General features: G+C 67.4%; 21 protein-coding genes and 2 pseudogenes. 7 read left to right on the top strand and 16 right to left on the bottom strand.

Going from position 1 to position 23,220, the window contains the following annotated elements; translation table 11 throughout:
• Positions 1 to 24: 24 nt before the first annotated feature.
• Both merB and ACT9TC_RS12930 read left to right on the top strand, forming a co-directional pair.
• Positions 25 to 795, top strand: coding sequence for an organomercurial lyase MerB (merB, locus tag ACT9TC_RS12935; protein WP_458040883.1), 771 nt, complete (start codon positions 25 to 27; stop codon positions 793 to 795).
• Positions 796 to 956: 161 nt separating this feature from the next.
• The gene (locus ACT9TC_RS12930) at positions 957 to 1,685 is read left to right on the top strand and encodes a cytochrome c biogenesis CcdA family protein (RefSeq protein ID WP_458040882.1); all 729 of its coding nucleotides are present in this window, start codon (positions 957 to 959) and stop codon (positions 1,683 to 1,685) included.
• Positions 1,686 to 1,696: 11 nt separating this feature from the next.
• Here ACT9TC_RS12930 and ACT9TC_RS12925 read toward each other — a convergent pair whose 3' ends face one another.
• The 11 genes and pseudogenes from ACT9TC_RS12925 to ACT9TC_RS12875 form a co-directional block, all read right to left on the bottom strand.
• Positions 1,697 to 2,191: a TlpA family protein disulfide reductase gene (locus ACT9TC_RS12925; protein ID WP_458040881.1), complete on the bottom strand. Its 495-nt coding sequence runs from the start codon at positions 2,189 to 2,191 to the stop codon at positions 1,697 to 1,699.
• A gap of 149 nt (positions 2,192 to 2,340) precedes the next feature.
• Complete coding sequence (locus ACT9TC_RS12920; RefSeq protein ID WP_458040880.1) at positions 2,341 to 3,231, bottom strand: tetratricopeptide repeat protein; 891 nt, start codon at positions 3,229 to 3,231, stop codon at positions 2,341 to 2,343.
• The gene (locus ACT9TC_RS12915; RefSeq protein WP_458040879.1) at positions 3,228 to 3,707 is read right to left on the bottom strand and encodes a cytochrome c-type biogenesis protein; all 480 of its coding nucleotides are present in this window, start codon (positions 3,705 to 3,707) and stop codon (positions 3,228 to 3,230) included. Before ACT9TC_RS12915 ends, ACT9TC_RS12920 begins: the two co-directional genes overlap by 4 nt.
• Positions 3,700 to 5,532 (bottom strand): heme lyase CcmF/NrfE family subunit, encoded by a 1,833-nt coding sequence (locus ACT9TC_RS12910; protein WP_458040878.1) that lies wholly within the window; start codon positions 5,530 to 5,532, stop codon positions 3,700 to 3,702. The genes ACT9TC_RS12915 and ACT9TC_RS12910 overlap by 8 nt, the downstream gene beginning before the upstream one ends.
• 149 nt (positions 5,533 to 5,681) lie before the next feature.
• Positions 5,682 to 6,083 (bottom strand): cytochrome c maturation protein CcmE, encoded by a 402-nt coding sequence (locus ACT9TC_RS12905; protein ID WP_458040877.1) that lies wholly within the window; start codon positions 6,081 to 6,083, stop codon positions 5,682 to 5,684.
• Positions 6,084 to 6,221: 138 nt separating this feature from the next.
• Positions 6,222 to 6,956, bottom strand: coding sequence for a cytochrome c biogenesis protein CcsA (gene ccsA / locus ACT9TC_RS12900; protein WP_458040876.1), 735 nt, complete (start codon positions 6,954 to 6,956; stop codon positions 6,222 to 6,224).
• Between the two features lie 4 nt (positions 6,957 to 6,960).
• Positions 6,961 to 7,620, bottom strand: a complete 660-nt coding sequence (locus ACT9TC_RS12895) for a heme exporter protein CcmB (RefSeq protein ID WP_458040875.1) — start codon at positions 7,618 to 7,620, stop codon at positions 6,961 to 6,963.
• A complete protein-coding gene (locus ACT9TC_RS12890; RefSeq protein WP_458040874.1) occupies positions 7,617 to 8,294 on the bottom strand; it encodes an ABC transporter ATP-binding protein in 678 nt (225 codons plus the stop codon). Before ACT9TC_RS12890 ends, ACT9TC_RS12895 begins: the two co-directional genes overlap by 4 nt.
• A gap of 452 nt (positions 8,295 to 8,746) precedes the next feature.
• A complete protein-coding gene (locus ACT9TC_RS12885; RefSeq protein WP_458042930.1) occupies positions 8,747 to 9,646 on the bottom strand; it encodes a DDE-type integrase/transposase/recombinase in 900 nt (299 codons plus the stop codon).
• Positions 9,646 to 9,747: pseudogene (locus tag ACT9TC_RS12880) on the bottom strand (recombinase family protein); the annotation flags it as partial. The gene ACT9TC_RS12885 and the pseudogene ACT9TC_RS12880, both read right to left, overlap by 1 nt.
• Entirely contained in the window at positions 9,746 to 10,018 is a 273-nt protein-coding gene (locus tag ACT9TC_RS12875; RefSeq protein WP_458040873.1) for an IS3 family transposase, read from the bottom strand. The gene ACT9TC_RS12875 and the pseudogene ACT9TC_RS12880, both read right to left, overlap by 2 nt.
• A gap of 791 nt (positions 10,019 to 10,809) precedes the next feature.
• Here ACT9TC_RS12875 and ACT9TC_RS12870 point away from each other — a divergent pair.
• Positions 10,810 to 11,628, top strand: coding sequence for a WD40/YVTN/BNR-like repeat-containing protein (locus tag ACT9TC_RS12870; protein WP_458040872.1), 819 nt, complete (start codon positions 10,810 to 10,812; stop codon positions 11,626 to 11,628).
• A gap of 67 nt (positions 11,629 to 11,695) precedes the next feature.
• Here ACT9TC_RS12870 and ACT9TC_RS12865 read toward each other — a convergent pair whose 3' ends face one another.
• Together ACT9TC_RS12865 and ACT9TC_RS12860 are read right to left on the bottom strand one after the other, a co-directional pair.
• Entirely contained in the window at positions 11,696 to 13,063 is a 1,368-nt protein-coding gene (locus ACT9TC_RS12865) for an IS1380 family transposase (RefSeq protein WP_458040660.1), read from the bottom strand.
• A 569-nt stretch (positions 13,064 to 13,632) separates the two neighbouring features.
• Positions 13,633 to 13,762, bottom strand: a pseudogene (locus tag ACT9TC_RS12860) (IS4 family transposase); the annotation flags it as partial.
• A 60-nt stretch (positions 13,763 to 13,822) separates the two neighbouring features.
• Between ACT9TC_RS12860 and ACT9TC_RS12855 the strand changes: the two are divergent.
• From ACT9TC_RS12855 to ACT9TC_RS12840, 4 genes are all read left to right on the top strand, one after another.
• The gene (locus ACT9TC_RS12855; protein WP_458040871.1) at positions 13,823 to 14,494 is read left to right on the top strand and encodes a TetR/AcrR family transcriptional regulator; all 672 of its coding nucleotides are present in this window, start codon (positions 13,823 to 13,825) and stop codon (positions 14,492 to 14,494) included.
• A 127-nt stretch (positions 14,495 to 14,621) separates the two neighbouring features.
• Positions 14,622 to 15,881, top strand: coding sequence for an acyl-CoA dehydrogenase family protein (locus tag ACT9TC_RS12850; protein ID WP_458040870.1), 1,260 nt, complete (start codon positions 14,622 to 14,624; stop codon positions 15,879 to 15,881).
• Positions 15,882 to 15,959: 78 nt separating this feature from the next.
• Entirely contained in the window at positions 15,960 to 17,111 is a 1,152-nt protein-coding gene (locus ACT9TC_RS12845; protein ID WP_458040869.1) for an AI-2E family transporter, read from the top strand.
• Between the two features lie 54 nt (positions 17,112 to 17,165).
• Positions 17,166 to 18,197 carry an ATP-dependent DNA ligase gene (locus ACT9TC_RS12840; protein ID WP_458040868.1) on the top strand — a complete coding sequence of 344 codons (1,032 nt, stop codon included), beginning with the start codon at positions 17,166 to 17,168 and terminating at the stop codon, positions 18,195 to 18,197.
• Between the two features lie 9 nt (positions 18,198 to 18,206).
• Here ACT9TC_RS12840 and ligD read toward each other — a convergent pair whose 3' ends face one another.
• The 3 genes from ligD to ACT9TC_RS12825 form a co-directional block, all read right to left on the bottom strand.
• Positions 18,207 to 19,244 carry a non-homologous end-joining DNA ligase gene (ligD, locus tag ACT9TC_RS12835; RefSeq protein WP_458040867.1) on the bottom strand — a complete coding sequence of 346 codons (1,038 nt, stop codon included), beginning with the start codon at positions 19,242 to 19,244 and terminating at the stop codon, positions 18,207 to 18,209.
• A 127-nt stretch (positions 19,245 to 19,371) separates the two neighbouring features.
• The gene (locus ACT9TC_RS12830) at positions 19,372 to 20,559 is read right to left on the bottom strand and encodes an SseB family protein (protein WP_458040866.1); all 1,188 of its coding nucleotides are present in this window, start codon (positions 20,557 to 20,559) and stop codon (positions 19,372 to 19,374) included.
• 199 nt (positions 20,560 to 20,758) lie between these two features.
• Positions 20,759 to 23,215 carry an ATP-dependent helicase gene (locus tag ACT9TC_RS12825; RefSeq protein WP_458040865.1) on the bottom strand — a complete coding sequence of 819 codons (2,457 nt, stop codon included), beginning with the start codon at positions 23,213 to 23,215 and terminating at the stop codon, positions 20,759 to 20,761.
• Between the last annotated feature and the right edge of the window lie 5 nt (positions 23,216 to 23,220).

Raw genomic sequence — 23,220 nt, 5'->3', positions numbered from 1 at the left:
CCGATCAGAGAAGGAGACACACCGATGAGCGCCCCCCATGACACCCCCAGCCGACGCCTCCTGGAGCGGCTCGCCGACTCCGGCCAGAACGGCCTCGACCCGGTCGTCTTGATCCCGCTTCTGAAGCTGCTCGCCCACGGCGAGCCCGTCGAGGTCGCCGATCTGGCCGCGGCCGCCGGCCTCAGCGACACCGAGGTCCGTGCCCGGCTCGCCGCCGTGCCGGATACCGAATACGACGACGCCGGCAGAATCGTCGGCCAAGGTCTCACCCTGCGACCCACTCCGCACCGGTTGACAGTCGACGGCCAGGAGCTCTACACCTGGTGCGCCCTTGACACCTTGATCTTCCCGACCCTGCTCGAGCGCGCCGCCCGGGTGGAGTCCGTCTCGGCAGCCAGCGGGCAACCGATCACGATCGCCGTCGAGCCCGACCGCGTCACCCGCGTGGGGCCGGCCACCGCCGTGGTGTCCGTGCTCAACCCCGACGGCGCATCGATCCGGTCTTCCTTCTGCAACCAGGTCCACTTCTTCACCTCCAATGAGGATGCCGCCGACTGGCTGGCCGACCATCCCGAGGGGCAGGTGCTCCCGGTCGCCGACGCCTACCAGCTCGCGACCGACCTGACCACCGTCATGCACCACGCCACCGACGAGGCCATCACGACCGGCTCCCCGCACGCCGTCGGCAGCGAGGCACCGACCTGTTGCCAAGCACGACCGCTCCTTGGAGCGGGTTCAGATAAAGCAGATGACGTCGTAAACGTGAATCGGCCCGAGCCTGGAGCGAATGGGTAGCGAATAGACGCCTTGCCAGCGCTCAAGACGACCCGCGACTGCACGCTCTCATCGGTTCCTGGGTGACTGCGGACCGTAGACTGGCTCATACTGCCGTTCCGGGTGGCGGAAGACTTTCGGAGCATCGGCGTGGTGGGCTCGATCGGTTCTTAGAGGAGTGGGTGAGTTTGGAGCTCTTCGCGCTGTCCTCACTGGCGCTGGTGGCCGGGGTGGTGTCATTTACGGCACCGTGCACCCTGCCACTTTTGCCCGGCTACATCTCCTACGTCTCCGGCATGGCGAGTTCGGGTGCCGTGGTGGCCAAATCGAAGGTGCTTGCGGGCGCCGGCCTATTCGTGCTCGGATTCTCGGTGGTGTTCGTCGCACTGGGCCTCACCGCGTCGGGCCTGGGGCTGCTGCTGGCCCAGAACGGGCGGCTGCTCGAGCTGGCCGGTGGTGCATTCATCGTAATCATGGGCCTGGTGACCGCCGGTGCACTGCGGATTCCGCTCCTGCAGCGACAGCTCAGCTTCGACCTCTCGAAGCTCGGCCGGGGCCCACGTTCTGCGGCTCCGCTCGGGGCGGCTTTCGCGTTCGGCTGGACACCCTGCATCGGGCCGGTATTGGCCAGCGTACTGGTGACCGCCGCGAGCACGGAATCGATGTTCGAGGGGGCAGTTCTCCTGGCCGCCTACTCGCTGGGCCTGGGGCTGCCCTTCCTCGGACTCGCGGTGGCGGTCGCGCGTGGGAACGCCCGAATCGGCTGGTTGCGCCGGCACACTCGCAAGCTTGAGGTCGCCGGTGGCGTCGTGCTCGTCCTGATGGGCCTCGCGGTGATGAGCGGTCTGTGGACAGAATGGATGAGTTCGATGCTCAGCTGGTATGCCAAGGTGGGATGGCCGCCAATCTGACTGGATGCACACTACTCGTCCGGCGCGTCCTGCACCGGTCCGGTGGAGATGGTGGGGTCAGGACGTTCGCCCGCGAGCATCTCGTCCAGTACGCCGCTGAGCAGCGGCAGGGTCGATGCCCCGGTGATCTTTGCCGCGATCCGTCCTTCCGGGTCGATGAAGAAGGTCTCCGGAACGCCGAACACGCCGAAGTCGATCGCCAGTCTCGATTCGGGATCGCTCACATAGAGGTAGTCCTCCCCGCGGCCCATCTCGTCCAAGAAGGCGGTCGCCGTCGATTTCTGGTCCTGGTACACCACGCCGATGAACTGCACCCCGGCGTCCCGGTACGCGGCGGCGGCCGCGTTCAAGGAGGGATGTTCCTCACGGCATGCCACGCACCACGACGCCCAGAAGTTGACCACCACTACGTCGCCCTGGAAGTCGCTCAGTGAGACCGAACCGTCCTGCTCCAGATAGGGAAGTTGGCGCTCGGGTGCTGGCTCTCCGATCAGCGGTGTGGACACGAGGGTATTGTCCCGGTCCAGCCGGGCCCCGAAAAGGGCTCCGATCCCGACCGCGGCCACGACGACGAGGGCGGCGCTCCACCGTAGCCAGCGTCGTCGTCGCGGTGGCGGGGAGGCCGACATCGTCGCCTCCGTAGCACGCGACCGGATCATCCGGTTCCGCCCACGACCTCGCCGGACGCAATTCGCCGTAACTCCTCGACCTGCTCCCGCACACCGGCGGCGAGGTCCGTCCGCTTCTGCAGGGTGTCGAGCACGGTGATGGCCCCCTCCTGATCCTCGAACCCATAGAGCAGAATGTTCGCCTTGAACCACAGCGCTTCCATCAACTCAGGTTCCGCCGCCAGCGCCTGATCGACCAGCCGGGCCGCCTCCGCCGGATCGCCGACCTGCAGCATCAACCAGCCGAGACGCGCCATCGAGGCGGGATTTCCTGGTTCCCGCTCGAGTGCTTTTCGGTAGTGCACGAAAGCAAGGTCGTAGCGCCCTTCCGCGGCGTAGCGGTCCGCGAGCGCGAGGCGCATCCCGATCACGTCCGGGTTCGCCGCGACGACCGCTTCCATCTCCTCGTTGGTGACGTTATCCAGCTCCGCCGCGGTTGGGGCATCGCCGCCGCTGGTACCGAGCGGATTCTGCAGTGCCTCGTTTCCTGTCACGAATCCCCCTTCCGGCCGGTCGAGAAGGTTGCCGGGCAGCAGCAGCACTGCCGCGACGACCGAAAGGAGTCCGAGGGAGTAGAGCAGGATGCGCGGCTGGAGCAATTGCCGTCCGCGACTGGCCCTCAGCTCATCGGCCTCGCCAAGGTCCTCACCGGATTCGCGGTCCTCACCGGGCTCCGAATCGTAGGTCTCCCCGGAATCGTGCGCGGAGAGCCGTTCGATCTCCGCAATCGCGCGCGCCGCCTCGCTCTCGTACGTACTGCGCAAGGAGGTTTCGGTCTCCGGTGACAGCTCACCGCGGTCGACCTGCTGCTCTAGCTCCAGCAGGTCCCGGAGCGCCTGATCCCGGCGCTGCTCCAGAGCCTGGCGGCCGCCGCTCACGGTTCTTCCTCCTCGGCACGCCACCGGTAGTCAGCCAGGGCCGCCTGCACCCTGTCGCGATCGGTGCCGATCAACTCGGCCGGGTCGACGACCGGGCGCCGACTTCTCGTCGCCAGAACGACGACGCCGGTGCCCGCCGCCACCGCCGGAAGCAGCCACAGCAGGAAAGTCTGCCCCTCCACCGGGGGATCCAGCAGGATCCACGCACCATACCGTTCGGTGAAGTAGCCGATGACCTGCTCGTCGGTGCGTCCGGCGGCCACCTGTTCGGCGACGATCCGGCGCATCGATGTCGCCGTCTCCGACGGCGACTCCGCGATCGACACACTCTTGCAGACCGGGCAGCGCAGTCGCTGCTCAAGCGCGAGGGCGCGGTCTGATTCAACCGCATTCCCCCCGAAGAGCCCCGCCGCAGCGACCGCGAGCAGCACGAGGATGAGCCCGGCCAGCCCCCACTGCCGACGCCCGTTACGCATGAGGATTCCCCTCGACCACGGCATCTGCTTGCCGCCGGGAGTCAGTGCCGCCGTCACCACTACGACGCCGGAGGCCGAGTGCCCACGCGCCCCCCGCCATGATCAGCGTCCCGCCAGCCCAGAGCAACCACATGTAGGGGTAGCGGTAGAGGTTGAGCCCGATCTCGTCGGCTTCCAGGCTAGACAACGCCACATAGATGTCACGACTCGGGGTGCTCCACACCGACGGCGTGGCCACCGCCTGCACCTGGTTGTTGAACTGGGTCAGTGCTGGTTCGGCGCGGAACTCGACTTTGTCGTCCGCTTCGAAGACAATACGTGCGATAGTCGCGGTCCGGTCGCCGCCGACCCGCTCGAACGAGCCCTCGTAGGTGACCGTATAGCCATCGAACTGCACTGACTCGCCGCGCTCAAGCATGACGCTCGTCCGGTCCGAGAGGGTTCCCGAGGTGGCGATCCCGAGCGCCAACAGCGCCACTCCGAGATGCGCCAGTTGCCCGCCCCAGTAACCCCGGCGCTTGACGATCATCCGCAGCATCGGCCTCGGGCGTAGCGCAGGAACCGAGGTGATCAGCTCCCGGATGCTCCCGCTGATAATCGCCGCAACCAGGAACGCGACTAGGACGACAGGCACCGCACGCACACCGTTGAGAACGAGAGCGGCCGCGACCGCACTGGCGATCAGCAGCGGGACCCGCAGTCGGCGCCACATCACCGCCGCATCGGCCCGCCGGTAGGGCGTGAAAGGACCGATCCCCATCGCCAGCAGGAGCGCGAAAGCCAGCGGCACTGCCATCCGGTCGAAGAAGGGCCGCCCCACCGACACCTGCGCACCGCTGAAGGCCTCGACGAAGACCGGGTACACGGTGCCGAGCAGCACTACGAAGGCGAACACGGTGAGGATGACGTTGTTGGTGACGAACGCGCCCTCGCGGCTGAGGATTGATTCCGGATGCCGGTTCGAGGCGAGCTGCTCGCCGCGGAGCGCGAATAGCGCGAAGCCGCCGCCCGCGACGAGGACGAAGAAACCGAGTAGAGCCGGGCCGACGCCGGACTGGGTAAAGCTATGCACCGAGGCGATCAAGGACGACCTGGTCAGCAGGGTGGCGAGAATTGTCATCGAGAACGTGCCGATCACGAGGACGAAGTTCCATGCCTGAAGCATGCCGCGCTTGACCTGCACGACAGACGAGTGGATGAAAGCGGTGGCCAGCAACCAGGGAATGAGGGCGGCGTTCTCAACCGGATCCCAGGCCCAGTAGCCGCCCCAGCCCAGCACCTCATACGACCACCACGCGCCGTAGACCAGTCCACCGGTCAGAAACGTCCACGCCACTAGGTTGGAGCGGCGTGTGCGGCGCAGCCAGCCGACTCCGCCCTCGCGGATCAGCAGGGCGGACATCGCGAACGCAAACGGCACGGTGAACCCGACCAGTCCCAGGTACAGCATGGGCGGGTGGATGAGCACCATCAGGTGGTTCTGGAGGATAGCGTTCGGGCCGGGTCCGTCCAAGGGAGGGTCGGCGAGAATGCCGAACGGGTTCGCGACGGTGGCGATCATCCCGAAGAAGAACGCGGCAACAACGCCGATGATGGCTAGCGCACCGGTGCCCAGCCGGTCCTCGACGCTGCGCACTTGCCGGAGCACGACGGCTGTATAACCGGCCAGCACCAGTGTCCAGAGCACGATGCTGCCGGACAGCGCCGACCAGCCGGTCGTGATCTTGAACAGCAGCGGCGTAGCCCGCGCGGAGTTCTCCGCGACGTAGGAGACGGAGAAGTCGTCGGTGACGAGTGCGAACTCCAGCGCGCCGAACGCGACCACGGCCCCGGCCACCATCCCGAGGACGGCGAGTCGAAGCTGACCCAGCCGCACCGGTCCGTCCGGTCGGCGCTGGGCCCGCCAGCCGAGCACCGTGAGTGACAGGGAGCTGACCAGCGCCAGGACTACGGCGGTCCAGCCCACCGCCGCCGTCACGGTGTCACCGCTCGGGTCGAATATTCCGCACTGTCCTGTGGCACCGAATACTCTTCGTACTCCTCGTCGTGCTTGATGATCACCGTGTCGGCGTAGAAGGCACCGGCACGCCAGCTGCCCTCAACCACGGCCCCGATACCCGCGGCAAAGAGCTGCGGGGGGGCGCCGGTGAGCCGCACCGGTATCGCCGCGCCGTCGTCGACGAGGGTGAACCGAGTCTCCTCGTCCGTGCGCACCACACTGCCCTCCGCTACTAGTCCGCCGAGCCGGAATCGCTCTCCCGCCGGCGCGGAGCTCTTCTGAGCCGCCGCCTCGGTCGGGGTCAGGTAGTACACCAGGTTCTGGTTCAGGTTGCCGAACAGCAGGAATCCGACCAGCATCAGAATGGCGCCGGCCACCGGAATCACGATAAGCCGATACTTCATCGTGGGCGCTCCGCCTCTCGCCGCAGCCTGGCGCGGCGGAGGTGCAGCACGCCGAAGTAGCCGAGGATAGAGCCGTAGGCGGTGATAAATCCCCAACCCACCCAGAACCATTCAGACATGAGAGCGCGGTCCTTTCAGCTGTGGTGCACCGATCGACTGGCCGGCCAGTTTCCAGTCATGCGCTGCCACCGCGTCTTCGAGCTGATCGAGTTCTACACCGAGGCGATACCGCTGCCGGAGCAGCCAGCCCGCGAGCAGGGTGAAGGCAACGATGTTGAGCAGCAGCACCGCCAGCATGGTGTGGTCGATCGTCGGATCCCCCGGGCGCAGCACGGTGGGCGGCTGATGCAAAGTCCTCCACCACAGCACGGAGAAGTGGACAACCGGCACGAGGACGAACGCGACGATCCCGAACACGGCCGCCCGGCGGGCCCGGTCGGAGCGGTCACTGATCGCGCGCCGCAGAGCGAGGTAGCCCAGGTAGACGAACAGCAGCAGGGCGGTGGTGACCAGGCGAGCGTCCCAAGTCCACCAGACGCCCCACACCGGCTTACCCCAGATGGCGCCGAGGGCGATCGTCAGCGCAGTGAAGAATACACCGACCTCGGCGGCGGCCGCCGCAAGCCGGTCCCAGCGCTCGGTGCGGCGCCAGAGCCATCCGATGCTGCCGATCAGCGTCAGCAGGAAGGCTAGATAGGCCAGCCAGGCCGCCGGCACGTGCACGTACATCAGCTTCTGCAGATTCCCCTGCAGCCGATCGGGTGGAGCGATGAGCGCGGCGACCACACCGCCGATCGTCACGATGACGGCAGCCGGGGAGAGCATCTTGCCGAGAACACGTTTCATGCAGCTACTCCAGGAAGTGGCCGGCGAACAGCACTGCCAGCAAGAGGATCAGATCGACGGTCGCGATGAGCAGCAACCAGGGCAGCGGCGAGCGCCCGAAGGCGACCGCTTCCAGGACCTGTGTCGCCCCCAGCAGCAGGGGAAGCGCCAGCGGAACTATCAGCAGGGGCCCGAGTGTGCTGCGGACGTGGATCCAGTGCACCAGCGTATCGGCGATCACACCGAGCAAGGCCAGGCCGGTCGCCACACCGGGCAGCAGCGCCAGGAACCAGGCCCAGCCCGCCAGCACCGGGTCGTACAGCAGGACCGCCACCGGTGCCAGCACAGCGCCGAATCCGAGCAGCAGCACCGTCGTCGCGATGGCGTTGCCTAACATCCGGACCGCGCCGGGGACACCGGCGAGTGTGAGCAGGCGGGCTTGGGCAGGGGTCTGGTGCGAGCTCTGCCGGAGGATGACCATCACACCGAAGAGCAGCAGCACCACCCAGTACATCCCCGGCCCGACTTGCCGCAGCAACGGCACATCCGTTCCGACCGCCATCGGGATAATCAGCAGGGCGATCGCCCCGAAGGGGGCGATCACGAGCAGGGCCTCACCGGCCCGACGTTCCAGCCGCAAGCGGTTGCCGGCGATCGCCGTGCACATCCGGAGCTTACCGGTCACGGTAGTGCTCCGGCTGAAACGAGTCTTCCGTCGGCCAGCTCCGCGATGTCGTCGACGAGCGGCACCAGCCGCGCACGATCGTGGGAGACGATGAGGGCCGCACCACCTCGGCCGCGCACGTCGTCGATCAGGAACTCCACGAGATCGGCGGCAGCAGAGTCCAGTCCGGCGTGGGGTTCGTCGAGCAGGAGCAGCCACGGCCGACTCATCAGGGCTCGCGCTAAATCGGCGCGTCGCAGCATGCCGTGCGAGCAGTGGCCGGCCCGTCGGTCAGCGGCGCGGCCGAGGCCGACGGTGTCCAATGCGGCGTCCGCGACCTGTCGGGGCTGCCCGAACACCGCTGCGACAAACCGCAGGTTCTCCCGCAGTGTGAGCTGCGGGTACAGGGCCGCCTCGTGACCGATTAGGCAGATAGAGCGACGGACATCCGCCGGCACGACGCCATGCAGATCCGCACCCAGGATGCGACCTGCTCCGGCCGCCGGACGATGCAGGGTCGCCGCCAGCTGCAGCAGGGTGGTCTTGCCGGATCCGTTTGCCCCAGTGATCCCCGTGATCTGCCCGGGCGCAAGAGTGAGATCCAGCCCGCGAAGAACGGGTGTGCGCTGGATCTCTACGGCGATCGCGGCGAGGTGGATGACGCCGCCCGACAGTGAGTCGGCATGCCCCGCCACCACTGAAGGAACGGAGGGGAGTGCCCTGCATTTCCGGCCGGATGGCATGCCCAATCCCGCTTTGACATCAACAGCAGCGATCGTGCGCACGTCATCCTTATGGCGGCTTGGACAATTTCTCACACTATATCCGAACCACCTTAGGACTGCATCTCGATGGCCTGGGCTGGGCAGTCGCGCAGACGTCTGGGGATCGGCGATGGTCCACCGCGTGGACTCCGTAGCCGCTCGTGGCCGGCTGACAGGCGGGACTTCCCGGATGATGAGTCCCTGCGCAAACCGGCCAACGACGCGTCCACCCCGCCTACCCTCGAGTGCGAGGAGCCGCCGAATGACGCCCCGAGCACCTTCGGCCCGTGCCCTGGGCCGGACCGAAGAACGCCCGCTATGCGTCGTGGATTGTCCGCTCGTTTCGGCGGTAGGAAACCACGGTATTCGACTGTGTCGACATACTATGAGCTCGACCCTATAGGGGCTTGACTGGCTTCGGGTTCCTGGTGCCACGGCTCAGATGCCCGGGCAATGTTGCCAGAAGCTCGGAGTCGACGGTACGGAAGAATCGCTCGACCTTCCCCCGCCCCTGCGGCCGACCGACCGTGGAATGGATGATCCGGACGTGCAGCGCGATGGCGGTGCGTTCTAGCTAGGTGGTGGCTGGTGAATTCGGAGCCGTGATCGACATGGAGAACGTCGGGGATCCCGCACATCGCCCAGGCGCGGTCGGTCTTCCGCCAGATCGCCTGCCGGAGTGCGAGGGCGGTGTTCATCGCGGAGGGTGCACCCGTGAACACCATGTAGCCGCAGATCGCGCGGGAGTGATCATCCAGCACGGTCGTCAACCAGGGCCGAACAGGTTTCCCGTCGGCACCGACGATGAGGATGTCGAGTTCGGTGTGGTCGGAATGCCACGTCTGGTTCGGGTGCTCGGCGCGGCGACGAAACACGAGCTCGTGCTTGTCCCGGTACGACGCCGGCCCCTCCAACGCGAGCGTGACCAGGGCCGGGTCAAGTTCCAACACGATCTCCCTGACCTTCCAGTAGCTCGGCGCAGGGAGATCTCGTTGCGTCGCATCTGCGGCGGCGAGGCGATGGAGGGTAGCGAGGGCGGGGCGAGGTTTGGTCAGAGCCAGGCGTTCGATGAACGCCACGGTCTCGGGCCGTGTGCGTCGCACTCCCTGGTCGCTCCGGGGATGAGGGTCCAGCGCTGCGGGGCCGCCGTCGCGGTAGATCTGGTGCCAGCGTTGAAGTGTTCTTGCGCTGATCCCGGAATCCCGGGCGAGGACGGCGAGGGGGATCTGGTCTTCGACATGCAGCCGAAGGATCCGCCACCGCTCCTCGCCATCCAAGACCACTACATCGTCGCGGCGCGTGACGCGTGCGTTTGCTGATGCCGGTACAGCGTCGCGCGGCTCCACCCGACGAGCCGAGCCGCGTCTTCCGCGGTGCGGCCCCTAGTTGAACCTGCGATTGACGAGATTCGTCGGCCGTTGCGCGGCGGGATCGGACTTCGTTGTGAATACCCGTTTCAACTTGCGCACCCCGCGGACACCGGCCTTCCGCATGAGTCGCTCGGTCTGGTCCCGCCCGATTGACCAGCCCTGTCGTTGCATCAGCGCATCCATCTTTCGGCGCCCGTAGACGCCGTAGTTCTCCGCATGCAGGCGGGCGATCTCGGGAACCAGGAGATCGTCCTGCAGCGGCCTGGCGGATGGGGTTCGGTTCACCGCGGCGCGGAAGCCGCGTGAGGTCAGGAATCCTCTCACTGCCGGTCGGAGGACCTGGCAGATGAGCTCGACCCCGAACGATTTTCTGGTGATATTCCCGCAGCGCAGGGTCGAGGTCGACCGGAAAATCCTCTAAGTTGTGCAATACGTCGAGCCCATAAGTCCTGCTGAGGAGGTCGCGAACACGGTGAAGGTACTCGTAGTACTTGATCATCAGCGCTCGGAGCAGTCACCATCGAATGTGTAGTGAGAAGCACTCGGCTGGAGCAGCCGGTAGAAGCGGTTGAGAAACCGAACTGGCCCTGCGTCTTCATGAACGCGAGACCAGCCTCGATGGCGGCGTAGTCATGCTCGGTGGAGTCGTCCTTTGTGTGGATCAGCACGGCGACGCCTTCGACCAGGTTTCGCAGCTGGGAGAGCATGTTCTGCGAGAGCAGGGCGCGATTAGCGGAGAGCGCGGTGATGTTGTTGCAGATCACGCCGTCGATGCTGCGAAGGTGCTCCTCGACGATGCGGTCGGCGATTGCGTCCTTGCACCGCATCTTAAGGCCCTGCAGCCACGCCGTTCGCGTCTGCAGTCCCGCAACATCTCCCAAGCAAGTTAGGATATAGACCGGCGCTTGTCCAGCCGCCCCGCATTCCGAGTCGGCGGGGAAGCATGTCGAGACTTTGCGAAGGTGCCGCGGAATCGCGGGCAGAAGGGTGTTGCGGTGACACAGACCAGGGCTGCTGCAGGCAGGGAAGCGCTTGCACGGGCGCAACGGACCGAAGCGAGCAGGAGACGCCGGCGAGTGCTTCCATGGGTTGTCGGCGGGGCTGCGGTCGCGGTCGCGGGAGCCGCCGTAGCCGGTGCCCTCGTCGCCGGAGGTGCGGGGCAGCAAGCGTCTCCGGCCCCCTATGTGGGCGGAGACCTGCACGTGCTGGCTGCGACCGGTGGCGGGCTCTTCGTCGGCGGGCATGACGGGGCTGCGGCGTCCGCCGACGGGGGGAAGACCTGGGCCCAGCTCGAGAGTCTGGAGGGGGGCGATCCCATGGGCTGGGCCGAGACAACCGACGGCTTTCTCGTCGGGGGGCACCCTGGCCTCTACTCCTCGGCCGACGGCGAGAGCTTCACGCTCCGCACGGGTCAGGACGCCGTATCCGACGTCCACGGGATCGGCGCCGCGGGTGACACCGTCTACCTCGCCTCCACGCAGGCCGGTCTGCTGGCGAGTTCCGACGGCGGGGACGCTTGGGAGGTCCGGAATCCGCAAGTGGGGCAGAGCGTCATGGGCACGATCCTGGTCGATCCCGATGACTCGCAGCGGCTCGTCGCGCCCGACATGATGAATGGATTGCTGCTGAGCGAGGATGGCGGACTGACCTGGACCGTGCTTGGGGGAGCGGAGGGCCCGATGGCGGCGGCCTGGGACCCGCGGGACCGCAATCGGATCGTCTCGGTGGGCATGTCCGGGGGCACCGTCACGAGCGACGGAGGCGCGACCTGGAGCTCCATCACCCTCCCCACCGGAGCATCCGCCGTGGCGTTCTCAGCCCTGATCCACCGATTGGGTGGAGTATCGGCGTGTGACTGGATTCCTGGCCTGCTGGTGGCCGTGGGGCGTGTGTGAGTGGCGGGCCTCGTGATCCCGTTCGTTCCACTTGGGTTCCGGTCGCGCCCGTGGTGGGCTGGGGTTGTCAGGCGGAGGCGTTCGCGGGTGGGGAGGTCCCCGTCGCGAGTTCCCAGAGCCGAGCCCATGCCTGCTGCCAGGGCCATCGCTTGGGGAGGTGCAGGATCAGACGCCTGCCGGTGGATGCGACCCTGCCGGGCACCGCGGTGAGGGTTCGCAGGATGGTGCTCATCCGTGCGGTGCTGGTGCCGGCGGCGTGGGCGGCGGCTCGGGAGATGTTGAACGCGAGGACGGCGAAGCCGAGCCATGCCGCGTTGGCGGGGAAGCTCCCGGAGGGCAGGTGGGCGAGGGGTCCGTTTTTGAGTTCGGCGATGACCTGCTCGATGATCGCGTGGCCGCGGTGACGGGCGTCGGCGTCGACCGCGGTCAGGGTGCTGTTGGTGATGAACGCGTGATACCGCCAGGTGTCGAACAGGGTGTCCTGCCCATGCCGGGCGTGCTGGTTCAGCCGTTTCACGCGGCGGACGATCAGCCGGCAGGTGACCTGCTCGTCCTTGCGGCGTGAGGTGAACGCGGTGAACGAGACTTCGGCGACTTCGGCGTCGCTGATCAGTTCTCCGGTGTCGGGGTCCGGGATCGCGTGCGGGTAGCTGATCGGTATCCACGCGTCCTCGGCGATGCTTGCGATCGCGCGGGTCACGGTCGGCCAGTGCGGGATCGTGAACGAGAACCATGCTCCCGAGCGGATCGTCTGCTGCACGTTCTCGAACGTGCAGAACGCCGAATCGCCGCGGACCAGCACGTCCCGTCCCGGTGCGACAGATTCGACGGTGCCCAGCGCTCGGGCGAGGTGCCAGGCGGCGTTGTCGCCGCTTTTGACGTTCCCGCGGCGCAGTGAGAACTCCCCGACCACCGGTGCGCTGGAATCGGTGGAGATCGTGACCGCGAGGGCGTTCAGGCCCTTCACCTTGGAGTACCCGAACGCGGCGCCCTGCTGCTGATACCCGTGCAACTCGCGGATGGTGTCGTCCATGTCCACCAGCACCGGCCCGCCCGACCCGACCAGCCCCGGGACCAGGGCGGCCAGCGAGGTCAGCAGCCGCCGGTTCACCGCGGCGAGCTGGAGGACGTGGCCGTGGGTGAAGTTCCGCAGGAAGGTGCCCATCGTCGATGGTGCCCGCACCTGCCCGATCAGCCGGGCCATCGACCCGGCGCGCAGCACGTTCAGATCGTCGATGCTGTCCGCCCCGGCCAGCATCCCGCCGATCACGGTCCGCGCCTTGATCACCCGGTTCGGCGAGGGCACCGTCCAGTGCTCAGCCAGCAGCTCGGACAGCCCGGCCCGTTCGGCCAGTGCGAGCACCGGCAGCAAGCCGGCATGCGACACCAGATTCGGGTCATCGAACACCGGCGTGATCCTGTGAGATGCTTTCACCTACGAGATGTCCTTCCGGCCAGGGTCAATACGGCTTCAATCACCAGTATTTTCCCGCGTCAGAAGGACATTTCGGCATTAACACGCCGCCCCCACACCCCTTTCATCGGTGGATCAGGGCTCAGAGGACGGCGGCATCCTCTACGCGGGCACTCTCACCGGGGACCGGGCTGTCGTCTACGCCTCAACAGACGTCGGTGGGAGCTGGGTGGAGACCTCCACCGGTGCGGCGAGCTGAGTGTCGGCTCGGTACGGCGGACCTGATGCAAACGGTGGTGCGAATCGGTAGGTGTGCCGATCGGCAACTCCGCCGAGGTCGCGTACCTCACGCGGCGCCGCGGTCAGCTCGCCGGCTGAGGGTGCATCGACGCGTCCGCGGCAGGATCGGTGCATGGGATTCTCGCGGGCCGAACTCGAGTCGTACTACGGGCGTCAAGGCCAAGCCCTCCGGGTGGCCTCCGGCCAGCCCTGACCCCCGCTCCGGGCGAGAGCACAGGCCACGAGCGGGATGCCAGCAAGGCATGGGCATCAGACAAAATCACGTCTCCACGGTTCCAGGGGATTGCCACCGTCCTGCCGCACTCCGCGATCACCGCGTCGACCACATCAGCAGGGAACACCTTCATCAGCAGACCCACCGACACCCAGATCCGGCAACTGCCGATCCGAGACGGGCTTCCTCCAACCAGAACGGGGCATACCCCCAAACTACCGCGCCACACACTAATTGAACGGTATTGGGTCTAGGCTGCTATCGACATGAGCGAGACACCGTCACCGTCCGCCGCGCGCACCGTCGTCGTCGCCGCGGCCCTGGAGCTTTTCGCCCAGCAGGGGTTCGAAGCGACGTCGGTCGAGCAGATCGCGCGCGCCGCGGGCGTCTCCCGCAGCACCTTCTTCCGACAGTTCGGGGGCAAGGAGGATGTCGTCTTCGCGGATCACGAGATCTTGCTCGCGGACCTCCGCACCTGGCTCGAACGCGGCCATGAGAATCCGTGGGTGGCGGTCTGCGAGGCAACCCAGCGTGTCTTCCGGCACTTCGCGAACGACCCGAAGGTCGCGCGTCGCCGCTACGAGATCGTGCGGCAGGTACCGGCGCTTCGGGACCGCGAGATCGTGACCGTCTTCCGATACGAGCGCCTGTTCGACGAATATCTGCGGTCGGCCCTGCCCGGCATCGATCCGCTCGACGCGGTCGGATTCGCGGCTCTCGTGACAGCCCTGCACAATCACGTGCTGCGGCGTCTGCTCCGCGGAACCAAGCGCGTGCCGCTGTCCGAGTTGCAGGCCGCATTGGACGACGCACTCCGTCGCTACGGGGTCCACCCCGACCCGGCGCCGGCAGCGGCGGACGACATCGTGATTGCCGTGTTCCCGCGCGCAACGCCCGCGGCCGAGGTCGCGCGCCGCATCCGCACGTCGCTCGACTGATCCCGCGCGAAAGATGCCCGCTCGGGCCGCGCAACGGGCACGCTCGGGCTCGTAGCGACACAGCCGCGAGGTGAAACTCCGTACCGCGCGTGGTGGAACCGGATGTCGTGGGAGTACCGTTGAGCGCATGAGCAGCACCGCACCCACCACGGCATCGAACGACACCTTCCCCGGCGAGCGCGTCCCGCACTACGACGTCTCCCAGCGCCTCGACACCGACTACTACGCGGTGTTCGCGGACATCCCCGCCGAAGACCGCGCCGTCTGGGATCGCGCGAAGACGCTCGTCGACGAGGTCGCGCCGACGATGCGCGAGGCCTGGGACCGTGCCGAGTACCCCCTCGAGGTCGCGAGGCGCATCGGCGAACTCGATCTGCTCGGCGACGGCATCGACCACCCGGACATCACGCACCTCTCCCCCCTCGCCGCGGGCCTGGTCAATATGGAGGTCTCGCGTGGCGACGGATCGCTCGGCACGATGCTCGCCGTGCAGGGAGGCCTCGCGCTCCGCACACTCGCGCTCTTCGGCAGTCCCGAACAGCAGGAGCGCTGGCTGCGCCCCCTCGCGACCTCCGAGGTGCTCGGCGCCTTCGCGCTGACCGAGCCCGACCACGGATCCGACTCGGTCTCGCTCGAGACGACGGCTCGTCGTGACGCGGAGTCCGACGAGTGGGTGCTCCGCGGCGCCAAGAAGTGGATCGGCAACGGCGCCTCGGGCGGCATCACGTTCGTCTGGGCGCGTGTCGACGACCCCGATGCATCCGAGCATGGCGCGGTCCGCTGCTTCCTCGTCGAGCAGGACCGCCCCGGGTACAGCGGCACCCCGATTCTCGGCAAGGTGTCGCTGCGCGGCATCCATCAAGCGCACATCACCCTCGATGACGTGCGACTACCGATCGACGCTGTGCTGCCGGGTGCCCAGAGTTTCAAGGATGCTTCGACGGTGCTCTACGCCACCCGCTCCGGTGTCGCGTGGTCGGCGCTCGGGCACGCAACGGCCTGCTACGAAGCCGCGCTGTCGTATTCCCTACAGCGCATACAGTTCGGCAAGCCGCTCGCGAAGTTCCAGATGGTGCAGGAACGCCTCACGCAGATGCTCGACGAACTGACCGCGATGCAGCTGTACTGCCGTCACCTGGCCGACCTCGAGGCATCCGGCGCCCTTCGCCCGACGCAGGCGTCGCTCGCCAAGTTCCACAACACGCGGGCCGCGCGTCGGATCGCATCGACAGCGCGCGATCTGCTCGGCGGCAACGGGATCCTGCTCGAGAACGTCGTGATGCAGCATCTCGCCGATATCGAAGCGATCCACACCTACGAGGGCACCGAGTCGATTCAGGCGCTGCTGATCGGTCGCGACATCACGGGCATGAGCGCGTTCGTCTAGCGGGAAGAGCTTTTACCGTCCGCGTACGCCGAGCACAAGGTCCGGCGGAATGTCGCGGGTCGCGGGTACCTTCATTTCATGGGACTTTTCGGCCGCAGCGCACCCCCGTCAGACGAGTCCAAGGACTCGGCCCTGATCGACGAGATCGCGACCCCGGTTAGCCTGTGGTCGGACGGGCTCGGCAAGCTCGCGATCCGTGCCGTCCAGATCATCGTCGTGGTGATCGTCCTCATCGGCTTCATCTGGGGCATCCGCCAACTCACCTTGGTCACGATCCCGATCGTGTTGGCGCTGATCCTCGCCTCCGCCTTCTATCCGGTCATGCGTTTCATGCGGACCCGCGGCGTTCCCTCGATCGTCGCCACGCTCGTGTCGCTCCTCGCGATCGTCGCGCTGCTGGGCGGGGTGGGCTGGCTGATCGTCTGGGCCGTCCGCGACCAGTGGGACATGCTCTACAGCCAGGCGCAGGAGGGGCTGCAAAACGTCCTCGACTGGGCCAGCACCCTTCCCTTCGACATCGACCAGAACCAGATCGACGAGTGGATCGCGAGCGCCCAGGACTTCGTCACGAGCGCGCAGTTCGGCTCGGGAGCCATCGCCGGCGTCGGCATCGTCGCCAACTTCATCACCGGATTCATCCTGCTCGTCGTCGTGCTCTTCTTCTTCCTGAAGGACGGCCCGCAGCTCTGGGAGTTCATGCTGCGCCCCTTCCGCGGCGCGAACTACGCGCGCGCGCGCCGCGTCGGCAACAAGACGGTCTCGACGCTCGGCTCCTACATTCGGGGCACAGCAACGGTCGCTTTCGTCGATGCGGTCGGCATCGGCATCGGCCTCTGGATCCTGCAGGTTCCCCTCGCTCTGCCCCTCGCCGTGCTGGTCTTCCTTCTTGCATTCATCCCCATCGTGGGTGCGACGCTCGCGGGCATCCTTGCCGCCCTCGTCGCGCTCGTCTCGAACGGTCTGATCAATGCCCTGTTCGTCGTGGGAGTCGTCGTGCTCGTCAACCAGCTCGAGGGCAACTTCCTCCAGCCCGTACTCATGGGCCGCACGCTCAAGCTGCATCCTTTCGTCGTACTGATCGCCTTGACCATCGGCACGGTGCTCGGCGGCGTGCTGGGCGCGGTCCTCGCCGTGCCGATCACCGCCGTCGTCTGGGGCGCGATCCAGGTGTGGGACGGCCCCGACAAGCCCGCCCGTTGGGCCCGCCAGAAACGGTCCGAAGCGGTCTAGCCTCAGCGGACGGATGCTCGACCCGCGCCCCGCGCGGACTGCAGGAGGGAACCCATGTCACACGACATCCCCTCACCGATGCTTGCGAAGGCGGTGCCCGCGATCCCGGATCGTGAGGGCCTGAGTTTCGAACCGAAGTGGGACGGGTTTCGTGTCATCGCCTCGTGGGACGGCGAGTCGGTCGAACTCGGCTCGCGCGGCGCAAAGCCCCTCACGCGGTACTTTCCCGAACTGGTCGAGGCCCTCGCGCGACTGTTGCCCGAACCGGTCGTGCTCGATGGCGAGATCGTCGTCGCCGTCGGACCGGATGGCTCGCAGCGCCTCGATTGGGAGGCCCTGTCGCAGCGCATCCATCCCGCCGACTCGCGCGTGCAGCGGCTTGCCACCGAGACCCCGGCGATGATCATCGCTTTCGATCTGTTGGCCGTCGGCGGTGAGACGCTCCTCGACGCGCCGTTCGCCGAGCGGCGCGCGCGGCTCGAAACGTTGCTGGCCGGGGTGCCGCATCCGATCCACCTGACCCGGACGACAACGGATGCCTCGCTCGCCCGCCGCTGGCTCGACGAGTTCGAGGGCGCGGGTCTCGACGGCGTGGTCGCCAAGCCGCTCGACCAGCCGTATGCGCCGGGAAAGCGCACGATGCTGAAGATCAAGCACGCGCGGACGGCGGATGTCGTGGCCCTCGGGTACCGCATCCACAAGAGCGGGCAGGGCGTCGGGTCGCTGTTGGTCGGGCTCTACGATTCGTCAGGGGTGCTGCGGGGCGTCGGCGGTGTCGCCGCGTGGAGTGACAAACGGCGGCTCGAGCTGGTGGAGGAGCTGGCGCCGCTCGTCGAGCGCGATGACGCCGGGGATGCGGTCACCGGAGCGACCGACCGGTCACGCTTTTCGGCGTCGAAGGATGTCTCGTTCGTTCGGCTCCGACCCGAGCGCGTGCTCGAGGTACGTTACGACCAGCTCGAGGGCATGCGCTTTCGGCACACCGTGCAGTTCGAGCGCTGGCGTCCCGACCGGGATCCGGCATCCTGTCGCTTCGATCAGCTCGAGCAGATCTCGGCGTACGATCTCGGGCGCGTGCTGGCCTGACGACGAGGCTCAGGCGTCGGGCTTGCGGGCGCGGCTCGGCTGCACGCGCGGCGGCTCGCCCGGCATCTTCGGGAACTCGGGCGGGAACGGCAACTCGCCGAGCCCCGCATCCAGGTCCCGCTGCCACCACTCCAGCAGCACATCGACACGTCCGGGCCGATCGAGCAGCCCCGCCCACGGATCACCGATCGTCGAGAGTCGCTCGGGAATCGAACGGACGGTAAAGGATGCGGGGTCCACCCCGTCGAGTTCATCCCACGTCACCGGGGTCGACACCGTCGCGGTAGCGAGCGCGCGCGGGCTGTACGCGCCGGCCATCGTGCGGTCTCGGTTGGCCTGGTTGAAGTCGACGAAGATCCGCTCGCCACGCTCTTCTTTCCACCAGTTCGTCGTGACACGGTCGGGCATGCGGCGCTCCAGCTCGCGCGCGGCCGCGATCACGGCGTGGCGCACATCGAGGAACTCATGGGTGGGTTCGATCGGGCAGAAGACGTGGAGGCCGCGGTTGCCGCTCGTCTTGATCCACGGTTCGAGCCCCGCCTCGCGAAGGACCTCGCGCAGGCCGTGGGCCGCGACGACAGCGTCGGCGAAGTCGGTGCCCGGTTGCGGGTCGAGGTCGATGCGCAGTTCGACCGGGTTGTCGGTGTCGCCCGCGAGCGACGCCCACGGGTGGAACACGATCGTGTTCATCTGCACGGCCCACAGCACGGCGGCCGTCTCGGTGAGGACGAGCTGCGGATGCTTGCGGCCACTGTTGTAGGTGACAGTGACAGCCTCGACGTAGTCGGGCGCACCCTTGGGCGGGTTCTTCGAGAAGAAGCTCTCGCCGGCGACCGAATCGGGGTAGCGCTCGAGCGAGACCGGCCGATCGCCGTTCGCCGCGAGGAACGGCGCCGACACGGCGATCATGTACTCGGCGAGCTCATGCTTGGTGATGCCGACCTCGGGCCACAGCACGCGGTTCGGGCTCGAGAGCCCCACGTCGCGGTCACCCGCGCCGTCGGGGTCCGGTCCGGGAACGGTCAGGGTGATGCGCTCGCTGGCCATGGTCCGACCCTAGGGCGGTGCCGGGGCTTGCGACACCCCCTTGCGCCGCTGGACCGATGCCTCCACGGGCTCTCATCCCGCCGGCATCCGTCCCGGCGGTCCCACGCATGCGGGACCCGTCGAGCGGCTACGCGGGCGACGCCTCGGGCGAATCATCAGACCCCGCGGACGGGGTCGCGGGCGGTGGCGGCGCCGGCAACGCGATCACCGGGGCGAGAGCATCCCGATCGAGGATGATCCACGGTCCCGCCGCATCCACGATCACGCCGGCGACGGACGGATGGTCGCGCAGAGACGCACCGAGCTGCTCGGGCAGGAAAGGCATGGGCCGGTCGCCGCGGCCGCGCGCGATCACCTCGAGTGGGTGCGAATAGACCTCGATCAGGCGGCGACCGTCTGCCGTGCGGGACTCAGCGACGCCGAAGCGCGGCGCCTCGCCCTCGGTCGCGGCGCCCGTCTCGTTCACGGCGACGAACAACGGCGCCTCGGTGAGCGCTGTCGCGACGGTCGCCGCGGTTTCGGGGGTACGGGGAGCCGCGAGCGCTGTCTTGATGAGCAGCTCGGGGTCGGCCTGATTGACCGCGGCCTCGATGACGGCGCGGGGCAGCACGGCACGCGCCGGGCCCGACGATCCGTCCACGATCACACCCGCGTATGTTCCGGCGACGACGTGCTTCAGGATCGTCAGCGCCGGCTGGCCGACCGCAGAGGTGCCCGAATCACCATCGGCCGACAGCGCTGCCTGTAGCGCCGCACCCGTGCTGTAGACGAGCACGTAGGCGTCGTCGCCGCGGCGGGCGACAGCCAGTGGAAGCTCACGGCCCTCGGCGAGCATTGCGCGGGCATCACCTTTGATCCGCAGGAACAGGTGGTTCTGGAGCAGTTGACGCATCACGTCGAGCAACTGCTCGGGCTTGGCGGGCGAATCGAGTTTCCCGAGCGCCTGGGCGAGCAACACGTTGTCTCGCAGGCCCGGCACCGTCTCCGTCTGCAGCGGGGCCTCGGCGGGCCCGGCAGGATTTCCCGTTCGCGGATTCGGTGCGGAGCTTGCGCCGGGAGCGGCGGACGACCCTGCCGTCGACGGGTGTGCCGAAGCATCCGGCAGTGTCGTCGGACGGCCGACCTCTCCCCCGCCACCGCGATAGGTCGAGACCGAGATGCCCACCTGCGGCGCGGCCTCGGCCGGCGCGTCGTTCGACGCGTCCCGCTCGGATGTCGCGGCTTCGGATTCCTCGGCGGAGCGTGCTTCCTCCGATGCGGCATTCGTGGTGTCGGGCGTGTCGCCACGCTTCGGACGTCTCGAGAACACAGCCATCGGACCAGACTAACCCGGGCATGAACCGCACCCCAGGGCCCGGCTTCGCGCTTCGCGCTTCGCGTGGACAATACTCCGGCGAGATTGCCTCGGAGGGCCCGAACCTTCCCCAGGGCGGGGTTGATCGCCACTTCTTCCGAAGTCTTGTCCTGATTGCTCACCCCGACGGTACGCAGGGTACGCAGGGCGCGGGCGGAGGCTAGATCTTCTCGATCGGCGCGATCTTGATCAGGATCTTCTTCGCACCGACAGTGTCGAAGCGAATGTGCGCCACGCGGCGCGCGCCCTCGCCCGTGACGGCATCGACGCGCCCCTCGCCGAAATCGTCGTGCCGGATGCGGTCGCCGCCAGCGAGTTCGAGGTCGCCGTTGTCTCGCACCCGTGCCGGAACGCGGTTCGGGAAGCGGTCGAGCGCGGTCGACGTGGGCACCAGATCCGAGCCGTACCGGTTTCCGCCGGAAGAGCCCGACCCGCCAGAGCGACCGCCACCGCTGAAGCCACCACCGCCATACCCGCCACCGAGCGCTCGGCCCGCCCCGCGGCCGCGCGAATTCACATCGCCGGGCGACTGCCGCCAATCGATCAACTCGGGCGGAATCTCCTGCAGGAAGCGGCTCGGCATCGCCACCGTAACCTCGCCGAACTGCGCGCGGGTCATCGCGAGAGACAGGTACAGACGCTTCCGCGCGCGCGTCACGCCGACGTAGAACAGGCGCCGTTCCTCGGCGGGCCCGCCGGGCTCGTTCGCCGACATCCGGTGCGGAATCAGGTCTTCTTCGACACCCGTGACGAACACGGCGTCGTACTCCAGACCCTTGGCCGTATGCATCGTCATGAGCGAAACGGAACCCGACGCATCCTCGAGGTCATCCGCGTCCGAGACCAGCGCGACCTCGGCGAGGAAGTCGATGATCGTGCCCTCGGGATTGTTGCGCGCGAACTCCTTGGCGACCGAGACGAACTCGTCGAGGTTTTCGAGCCGGGCCTCGTCTTGGGGGTCACGGCTCGCGCGGAGCGCATCCATGAACCCCGACTTGTTGAGCAGCAACGCGAGCCCGTCGGCCACCGCCGAGGCCGGGGCGAGCTCGCCGCTCGCGGGGAGCATGAGAGCGGATGCCTCGACCAGCACGGCATCGAGGTGCACGATCGCGGCCTGGATCTTGGGTCCGACACCGAGTGCGGACGCGTTGGCGAGCGCGTCGCGGAACGAGATGCCCTCGCTCGTCGCGTAGCGCGCGATCGCCGACTCCGTGACGTCGCCGATACCGCGCCGCGGCTTGTTCAGGATGCGCCGCACGGCCATGTCATCGGCGGGGTTCGCGACCGCGACGAGGTACGCCAGTGCGTCTTTGATCTCGGCACGTTCGTAGAACTTGGTGCCGCCCATGATCTTGTAGGGCAGCGCCGAGCGGATGAAGATCTCTTCCAGCGCACGGCTCTGCGAGTTTGTGCGGTAGAACACGGCGACGTCGCCGTAGGCCAGGCCGGCCTTGTGAAGGGTCTCGATCTCGTCGGCGACGAACTGCGCCTCGTCGTGTTGGGAGTAGCCGGTGAAGCCGACGATCTGCTCGCCGGCCCCGACATCCGTCCACAGCTTCTTGTCTTTGCGGTCGAAGTTGTGCGAAATCACCGCGTTCGCGGCGTTCAGGATGGTCTGGGTGGAGCGATAGTTCTGCTCGAGCAGCACGACCTTGGCGCCCGGGTAATCGCGTTCGAACTCGCTGATGTTTCGGATGTCTGCGCCCCGGAAGGCGTAGATCGACTGGTCGGAGTCGCCAACGACCGTGAGCGACGCGGCTTCAATCCCATCGGATGCCGCGGGTGCCGGCGCTTCGAAGATCATCATGCCCCCGGAGCCTTCGAACGGCGCCGGTTCGTCCGACGACAGCGGCCGCGTGAGCTCGTGAATCAGGGCGTACTGGGCGTGGTTGGTGTCCTGGTACTCGTCGACCAGGATGTGCCGGAAGCGGCGACGGTAGGTATCGGCGATCTTCGGGAACGCGCGGAAAAGGTACACCGTCTGCGCGATGAGGTCGTCGAAGTCGAACGCGTTCGACCGCTGCAAAGAACGCTGGTAATCGGCGAAGATCTCGACGAAGATCCGCTCGGCCGGGTCGCTCATGTTGGCGGTCCGCGCGTACGACTCGGCATCGGCGAGTTCGTTCTTGAGCTTCGAGATACGGCTCTTCACCCCGGCGGGAGTGAGGCCGAAGCTGTCGCCCTCGTGCTCTTTGATCAGGCGCTTGACGAGGGCCCGCGAGTCACCCGAGTCGTAGATCGTGAACGAGCTCTTGAATCCGAACGCCTCGGCCTCGCGGCGCAGGATCCGCACGCACGCCGAGTGGAAGGTCGAGATCCACATACCCCGCGACACCTCGCCGACGAGCGCGTGGACGCGCTCGCGCATCTCGGCGGCGGCCTTGTTGGTGAAGGTGATCGCCAGGATCTGGCTCGGCCACGCCTCTTTCGTGCGCAATAGACCGGCGATGCGGTGCGCCAGCACGCGCGTCTTGCCCGAACCCGCACCCGCGACGATGAGCAACGCCTGACCGCGGTAGAGCACGGCCTCGAGCTGTGGCGGGTTGAGCCCATCGAGCAGATCGCCCAGGAGGGGGTCGTGTGACCCGATTGCGAGGGGCGAGGAGGCTTCGGTCATGTCCC

This window comes from Microbacterium sp. HM-570, from assembly GCF_054165885.1.
The sequence above is the reverse complement of the archived record's forward strand: the minus strand, read 5'-3'. Positions and strand labels throughout refer to the sequence as shown.